At 30.6% G+C, this 7,115-nt stretch carries 7 protein-coding genes; 4 read left to right on the forward strand and 3 right to left on the reverse strand.

The genetic code is table 11. The features are described 5' to 3' along the window. The first annotated feature begins 387 nt into the window (after positions 1-387). The gene (locus QVO42_RS04195) at positions 388-648 is read left to right on the forward strand and encodes an RDAC family protein (RefSeq protein ID WP_022424921.1); all 261 of its coding nucleotides are present in this window, start codon (positions 388-390) and stop codon (positions 646-648) included. Positions 649-699: 51 nt separating this feature from the next. Further along, positions 700-1,683: a MerR family transcriptional regulator gene (locus QVO42_RS04200; RefSeq protein WP_022424922.1), complete on the forward strand. Its 984-nt coding sequence runs from the start codon at positions 700-702 to the stop codon at positions 1,681-1,683. Between the two features lie 792 nt (positions 1,684-2,475). Here QVO42_RS04200 and QVO42_RS04205 read toward each other — a convergent pair. The 3 genes from QVO42_RS04205 to QVO42_RS04215 all read right to left on the reverse strand — a co-directional run bounded on the left by QVO42_RS04205 (position 2,476) and on the right by QVO42_RS04215 (position 5,427). After that, on the reverse strand, positions 2,476-3,426 hold the full coding sequence (locus QVO42_RS04205; RefSeq protein ID WP_022424923.1) for a TIGR03943 family putative permease subunit: 951 nt from the start codon (positions 3,424-3,426) through the stop codon (positions 2,476-2,478). Positions 3,427-3,429: 3 nt separating this feature from the next. Beyond that, positions 3,430-4,548 carry a CobW family GTP-binding protein gene (locus QVO42_RS04210; protein ID WP_022424924.1) on the reverse strand — a complete coding sequence of 373 codons (1,119 nt, stop codon included), beginning with the start codon at positions 4,546-4,548 and terminating at the stop codon, positions 3,430-3,432. Positions 4,549-4,623: 75 nt separating this feature from the next. After that, positions 4,624-5,427 (reverse strand): Cof-type HAD-IIB family hydrolase, encoded by an 804-nt coding sequence (locus QVO42_RS04215; RefSeq protein ID WP_022424925.1) that lies wholly within the window; start codon positions 5,425-5,427, stop codon positions 4,624-4,626. A gap of 381 nt (positions 5,428-5,808) precedes the next feature. Between QVO42_RS04215 and QVO42_RS04220 the strand changes: the two genes are divergently transcribed. Both QVO42_RS04220 and QVO42_RS04225 read left to right on the forward strand, forming a co-directional pair. After that, on the forward strand, positions 5,809-6,600 hold the full coding sequence (locus QVO42_RS04220; protein ID WP_022424926.1) for a histidinol-phosphatase HisJ family protein: 792 nt from the start codon (positions 5,809-5,811) through the stop codon (positions 6,598-6,600). A 147-nt stretch (positions 6,601-6,747) separates the two neighbouring features. Next, a complete protein-coding gene (locus QVO42_RS04225; RefSeq protein ID WP_022424927.1) occupies positions 6,748-7,044 on the forward strand; it encodes a PTS sugar transporter subunit IIB in 297 nt (98 codons plus the stop codon). The last annotated feature ends 71 nt before the right edge of the window (positions 7,045-7,115 follow it).

Raw genomic sequence — 7,115 nt, forward strand, 5'->3', positions numbered from 1 at the left:
AAAATAGCCATTAAATCAATATAAAAGGGGAAAGCTCCCATTTCTTAAGAATATTATTTGTGTTTTAAGTCATCCAGTTTTTTAAGGATTAGAAGACCAAAGATAATAATCAGTCCAATAATCACTATGCCATAGGCTTTAATATATGTATCATAGGGAGAATTAACATATACTGTATGTTCTATACAATATAAAACCAAAAGTGATGTAAAAAAACAAATGAAAAATTTGACGAATTAAAGGTTAAGGCTTGTTATGGTCAAGACTCTTTACCAAGAGCTTATCGACCATCGAGCCAAGAAGATTGTTTAAATATTTATAAAATGTGTTTATAAGGGGAAGCGTTTAGCTTCCTTTTTGTTTATAATAAAGTAAAGGGTTGTTTATATGAATAATGTTGTACACTTTAATATGATTCTAGAAATCAATCAATTACTTAAAGAAAATAATATAGAATATTCAATTCATGGTGTTGGTGGATGTACATGCGGTGGGTTAGAACTTAGACAAGATGGTAAAAGTTATCCTACAGATAAGATTTTAGAAATCATAAATGGTTCTTTAAAAAATCACTGGATTTATGTTCAAGAAAACAAAAATCAGCCAGGATTTCTTACAGTTCATTCAAAATTTGATAAAAAACCTTGACTATAAAGTAACTCTATAGTGTTAGATAAAGTTAAGGAAGGGGTGTTATCTATGAAAACACACGAATTAGAAAAAGAATTAGGAATCTCAAAACATACCATCTTCTATTATGAAAAGGAAGGAATCGTTACACCACAAAGAGATGACAATGGTTATCGTAGTTATAGCCAAGAAGATTTACAAAAATTGATCATGGTAAAATTTTTACGTAATTTAAATATTTCTATTGATGATGTAAAAGCAATTTTAAATAATGAACTAGATTTTAAAGAATGTTTAAAAATCAATCAAATTCATCTAGAAAAACAAATTAAGAGTTTAGAAGAAGTTCAAGGAAATATTGAAATGTATGTAAGAAAAGATTTACCAATGTTACCCGCTTTACAACAAATCCAAAGAGAAACAAAGAATTATAAATTAGGTTATAAAAAAACAACGGATACAGTATCTCTTGGAAGAAGACTTACAAAAAAACTCGCAATAAAAAAATTCTTATATAGATTTATTCCTACATTTTTAATTGTTTTATTCTTTAGTGCTGTAAATGAGCAAGATGTTTTAACAAGAGTACTTTCAGTATTAGTGATTTCATTTGTATTTACAAATGGTTTAATTGCTGCTGATTTCTTAAGCCAATCTGTAGAGTTTTTAAATGATCGTATTCGTTATTATCGTTTTAAAGGTTTCAAGGATAATGTGAAATATTTCTATGCCGTTTTATTTGGAAAAGAACCTAAGTTTATGAATGAATATAAATATGAAGATATTCAAAGCGTAGAACTTCTTTTAAAACATCGTTATGAAAATTATAGAACACCGATTGCTAGAGATTGGTATGTTCTTGATTATCGCTTTGAATTTAAAGATGGGAATCATTTCTATTTCTGTTGTCCTTTTACAATTGATGATGATGCCCGTTTTATTGGAATGATTTTAGATGAAAAGGTAGAAAATGTGATCGATAAAGATCATGTCATAGATGCTTTAAAAAATGGTATTCATTTAAATGATTATATGAAAAAGACTGAAGATTAAAAGTCTGTAATATTCTATATAAATATATTACAATAAAATTGTAAGTACTAACTATTTTTAACGGGAGGAAATAGTACAATAAAAAATAAAATGATTATCAAAATTATTGTCTCAATTCTTTTAGCCTATCTAATGGTTTATATTATTTATTCGTTGTTTAGTAATACTTATTTGGCTCAACCAGAACTTGATCATGTTGTCCTTGATTTTATTTTTGCATGTTGCATTGTTATTATTGCACTTATTATTATATTTGGTTTTTTAATCTTAACTAAACATGAGTAATTCTAAAATTATACTTATGTATTAAATAAAATCGCTCTTTTTAAGTAAAATGCTGCTTTAGACGATAATATTACGCAGCAAAAATATCATAATGATACTCATGATATGCTTCCTTAAGTGAAATAGGCAATGGTATTAAGATAAAGAAAACTAATACCTTCGTGTCATTAAGAAAGGGTGTTTGCTATAAAATAGCAGACACCTTTTCTATTACCGCTAAAAAACATTTGAAAATAATATAGTTTATGAACTGTTCCTAAAGAACTATTACATAGTTCTAAAACATACATTCCTAAAACAATAGTGCATAATAAATTATGTTAGGATGCTCTATAATTTAGAGGCTTACATGATTGATTTTTTATGACACATTTAAATGATTTTTATGGTTTTTTGGGAATAGAATTAATGACTTTAGTTAAATACATGGAATGTGTGAAGTAGTACTATTTACTATACGTAATATCTAGTTTTATAATACGAAAAAATCCAGGAAATAATCCTGGATTAATCAAATGTAACATATTCGTTATCTAAAGGTTTAGCCCCTTCAACATGATCTACATCAAGAACACAGATATTCGCATTCATAGATGGATCATATTCAATATGTGTATGACCTTCTAATAGAAGCCATTCATTAGGTATGAATTTAGACGCATATTCACTTACACAAAGCATACCAATTAATGAAGTATCCTGTTCACAGCATACCATTGCATAACGACCAAGAATAAAACCATTAGGAATTACTTTATCACGACCTATGAATTTACCTTTGATTTTAATTGTCTTTTGATCATAACGTTCTGGATGTTCCATCGCATCATAACAGAAGATACCAAAATCATGATCAGCCACTTCTAAATGATCCTGTGTATAATCATATGGTAATTCATCATCCTGCATAGTATTTACAGAACCATCTTTATTTTCATAGATGATCTGACATACAGGATTCATTGCCTTGATGTTGTTTCTTAAAGTAGACTTCTTCATACCATCTTCAATACGGTTAAAGATGACTAAGTCGCTCTTAGCACAATGTTGGAATAAGAGTGCACGCATGTTATTCACATAAAGCTGGAAAGTAGAGGCATTGATAGTAGTTAGAATCTGTACAACATCCCAGTTTTCAGGGAATTTTGATTCTACAAACTGATCCACATTCCACATACCATTAAATTCTACAAGAACCTGTGTAGGATGATATTTCTCCTTTAAATCCTTAAAGAAATCGGCAGTCAAGTCTTCTTCATTCTCTACATAAACGATTTCACAGTTATGTTCCTTAATAGCCGCTTCATTGTATTCTACTTCACCTTCTTCTGTCACAATAAGCACAGATGTCTCATAATCACAGAAGTCAGTATTAATAATTGTATCGTTGATAAATGTTGTTTTACCACTTTCTAAAAAGCCAGTAAATAGATAAATTCTTGTTTCTAAATTATCCATACATTAACCTTTCATTAAATCATAGATTTTATGTGCATCAAGCTTTTCACCAATCACACACATTCTTCCACCAACATCTGGTGTACATTCACGGATTTCATAATCACCACTTACAAAGTCAAACTCAAACCACTTACCATCAGTACCCTTCACAATACCTTTAGAACGAAGAATATGACCTAAAGAGTCATCAGTACCTAAAGTCTTTAACTTATCATCAAGTTCTTCTTTAGTAAATGGATGTGCTGTTTCAATACCAATACTATTGAATACTTCATCAGCATCATGCATATCTTCTTCATCATAGTATAATGTGCTTTCTCCATCATGGTGATGATGTTCATGATCGTGATGATGACCACATTCACATTCATGATCATGTTCATGGTGATGTTCACATTCGCATTCGTGATCATGATGGTGACCACATTCATGGTCATGATCGTGGTGATGATGATGTTCATGATGATGTCCATGAACACTTTCCTGATGTTCCTTTTCAGCTGCAATCAATGCCTTTTCTAAAGCATCCTTATGATTACTTGCTTCAAGAATCATATCACCTGTAATCTGATCCCATGGAGTAGTAACGACTGGTGCATGAGGATTTAATTCTCTAATAATATCTAAACATTCCGCAATCTTTTCTTCAGACACATCCTGTGAACGGCTTAAGATTACACAGCTTGCTGCACCAATCTGGTTATTAAAGAACTCACCAAAGTTCTTATGATACATCTTACATTTCTTTGCATCTACTACAGTAAAGAAACGGTCAAGTATTAAATCAGCACCATGTACCTTCTGTACAGCCGCAATAATATCAGATAACTTACCAACACCTGTTGGTTCAATAATAATACGATCAGGATGATATGTATCTACAACTTCCTTTAGAGCTGTTTCAAAATCACCTGCAAGACTGCAACAAATACAACCCTGACTTAATTCATTGACAGTAATACCTGCATCACGCATAAAACCACCATCAATTCCAATTTCACCAAACTCATTTTCAATGAGTACTAACTTTTCATCTTTTAAAGATTCATTTAATAATTTTTTAATAAGTGTTGTTTTACCAGCACCTAAGAATCCAGAAATAATATCAACTTTTGCCATTTTATTGACTCCTTTCTTAACCATTTCACATTATATCATTTTTCTTAAAAAACGCTCATAAAATGATAAAAAAGCTTATATAAACTTTTCAATAAATACACCTATTCCATTAGAATCTTTATCCTCTGTGATATAGTTAGCGACAGCTTTCGCATGAATAGACCCATTTTCCATTACTACACCAACACCTGCTTCTTCCAACATATCTATATCATTATCTTCATCACCAAAAGCCATACATTGAGATATAGAAATATCATGAAGGGCTAAAGCCTCTTTTAAACCATTAGACTTAGACACATGAGGATCCATATATTCATATAAAAAACTGGTAGTCACTAAGGCAGACGCTTTATATTCTCTATTCTTAAATGATTTAGAACGTTCCACTATCTGAGGCATATAGCTTGGATTACATATAATCATCAATTTACGATAAGGACGTGTTAAGAACGTATCAAAATCTACAACTCTATATTCAATTCCATCACCCTCAGCCATATTTCTAATATAGTCATCATCCGTAGGTGCATATAGAATACCTTCATGACAGATTGTAAAGTTACAATCCATATCTTTGTAATGATTCATGATTTCTTTAATCAATTCAGGACTCAAAGTATGATTCTCCTGATATATATCAAGAATATAATCATCAATCTCAGAACCTCCAGAACCCACTACAAAATCAATACATCCTTCAATACCCCATGATTTCATATGATTTCTTACACTATCTGCATCTCTACCTGTACATATTCCAAATAATATACCTTTACTTCTTGCTTTCTTGATAGCTGCAACAGTTCTTTCATCTACGACCTGTTTACTAGTCAGTAATGTTCCATCTACATCACATACAATAGCACGTATATCCATATTTATTCCTCCGTCATTTTTATTATAGTACACTGTCTTCTTTTCAATATTCTCTTCATAATGTCTCTTAAATAAGCTGTATAAAGAGTATCTAATACAAATAATAGACTTAATCTTGTGCTATAGGAAGATATTTTCTTATAGTGATTTTATTTTAACGTAATCTCAATTTCAAGATCATATTCAGTAGAAGAAATCAGTACAATAGGGACATGATTCTTATAAATCAGATAATCCTAATGTATTACATTAAAACCTGCTTCACTTATTTCCTTGTCAGACATATGAATCACTTTCTTAGAATTATCTAAAATATTTATCATATTTCTACAACTATATATATGTATGTGTTATAATCCCAAAAAAAGGAAGGTGATATTTATGATAGATGGACATATGCATCTAGAATATGGGGATCTCTCAAAAGAATATGTACTACAGTTTGTGGACAGTGCAGTAAAGAATGGCATGGATGAAATACAGATTCTTGATCACACACATCGTTTTAAAGAATTTAGACCTGTTTATGAAGGTGTAAGAAAAGCATCTCCTTATCAAGAAGAATGGTTAAATAATAAAGAAATGAAGTTTCATAGTACTTTAGATGAATATTGTGCTTTAATTAAAGAAATCAAGGCAATGGATTTACCTATTAAGGTGTCTTTTGGTTTAGAGGTATGTTATGTACCTGAATATGAAGAAACAATTCGAGAAATATTAAAACCTTATCATTTTGATTTCTTAGTAGGAGCCATTCATTCTATCGACGGTAAACTCTATGATATGAAATGGTCAGAAGAAATCTTATGGAACAAGTATCCTGTGGATGAAATCTATAAGAGATACTATGAATGTGTTTTCTCACTTGTAAAATCTGATTTATTTACACAGCTTGCACATCCAGATACGATTAAGATGTTTGGCCATTATCCTACTTATGACTTACAGCCTACATATGATGAACTTGCTGAATTATTAAATGAGCATCATATGAAAGCAGAAAACAATGTAGGATGTTACTATCGTTATCATACACCTGATATTGGTTTATCAGATCAGTTATTACAGACCTTTAAAAACCATCATGTCCAGATGATTACTGCAAGTGATGCGCATCATCCAGAAGATGTAGGTCGTAATATAGCGGATGTCTGGGATAAAACAATGAAGTGAAGACTATCTTCACTTTTTTGATATATTTTTATCATAAAAGCACTTGAATGATATACAAATATTGATAAGTTTGTTTCTAATTTTGTATTGAATGATTCACTGGAATTTAATGAATATATAATAAATATGAAGGAAGGAGAGAGACTTATGAAGAAGATCTTATTGGTATGTAATGCTGGTATGTCAACAAGTATGCTTGTATTAAAGATGGAAAAGGCAGCACAAGATAAAGGCATTGAAATGGAAGTTAAGGCTCTCCCAGTAACAGATGCAGAAAAAGAACTCAATGACTGGGATGTCATTATGTTAGGCCCACAAGTTCGTCATATGGAAAAGAGATTAAGAGAATTAACATCTACACCAATTGAAGTCATCAATATGCGTGACTATGGTATGATGAACGGTGAAAAGGTATTAGATGCTGCTTTGAAAATCCTCGGATAATATTTGATAATTGAATTACTCCTTAATGTAAAAAGTGGGTAATTTAAAATAACTAGGGGTTTCCTAAATTT

It is taken from the genome of Catenibacterium sp. CAG:290 (genome assembly GCF_000437715.1).
GTDB lineage: Bacteria > Bacillota_I > Bacilli_A > Erysipelotrichales > Coprobacillaceae > Catenibacterium > Catenibacterium mitsuoka_A.

Excerpts from the sequence above, each read along its gene's own strand:
- QVO42_RS04195 (WP_022424921.1), top strand. The coding sequence starts at position 388 with ATGAATAATGTTGTACACTTTAATATGATTCTAGAAATCAATCAATTA.
- QVO42_RS04200 (WP_022424922.1), top strand. The coding sequence starts at position 700 with ATGAAAACACACGAATTAGAAAAAGAATTAGGAATCTCAAAACATACC.
- QVO42_RS04205 (WP_022424923.1), bottom strand. The coding sequence starts at position 3,426 with ATGGATAATTTAGAAACAAGAATTTATCTATTTACTGGCTTTTTAGAA.
- QVO42_RS04210 (WP_022424924.1), bottom strand. The coding sequence starts at position 4,548 with ATGGCAAAAGTTGATATTATTTCTGGATTCTTAGGTGCTGGTAAAACA.
- QVO42_RS04215 (WP_022424925.1), bottom strand. The coding sequence starts at position 5,427 with ATGGATATACGTGCTATTGTATGTGATGTAGATGGAACATTACTGACT.
- QVO42_RS04220 (WP_022424926.1), top strand. The coding sequence starts at position 5,809 with ATGATAGATGGACATATGCATCTAGAATATGGGGATCTCTCAAAAGAA.
- QVO42_RS04225 (WP_022424927.1), top strand. The coding sequence starts at position 6,748 with ATGAAGAAGATCTTATTGGTATGTAATGCTGGTATGTCAACAAGTATG.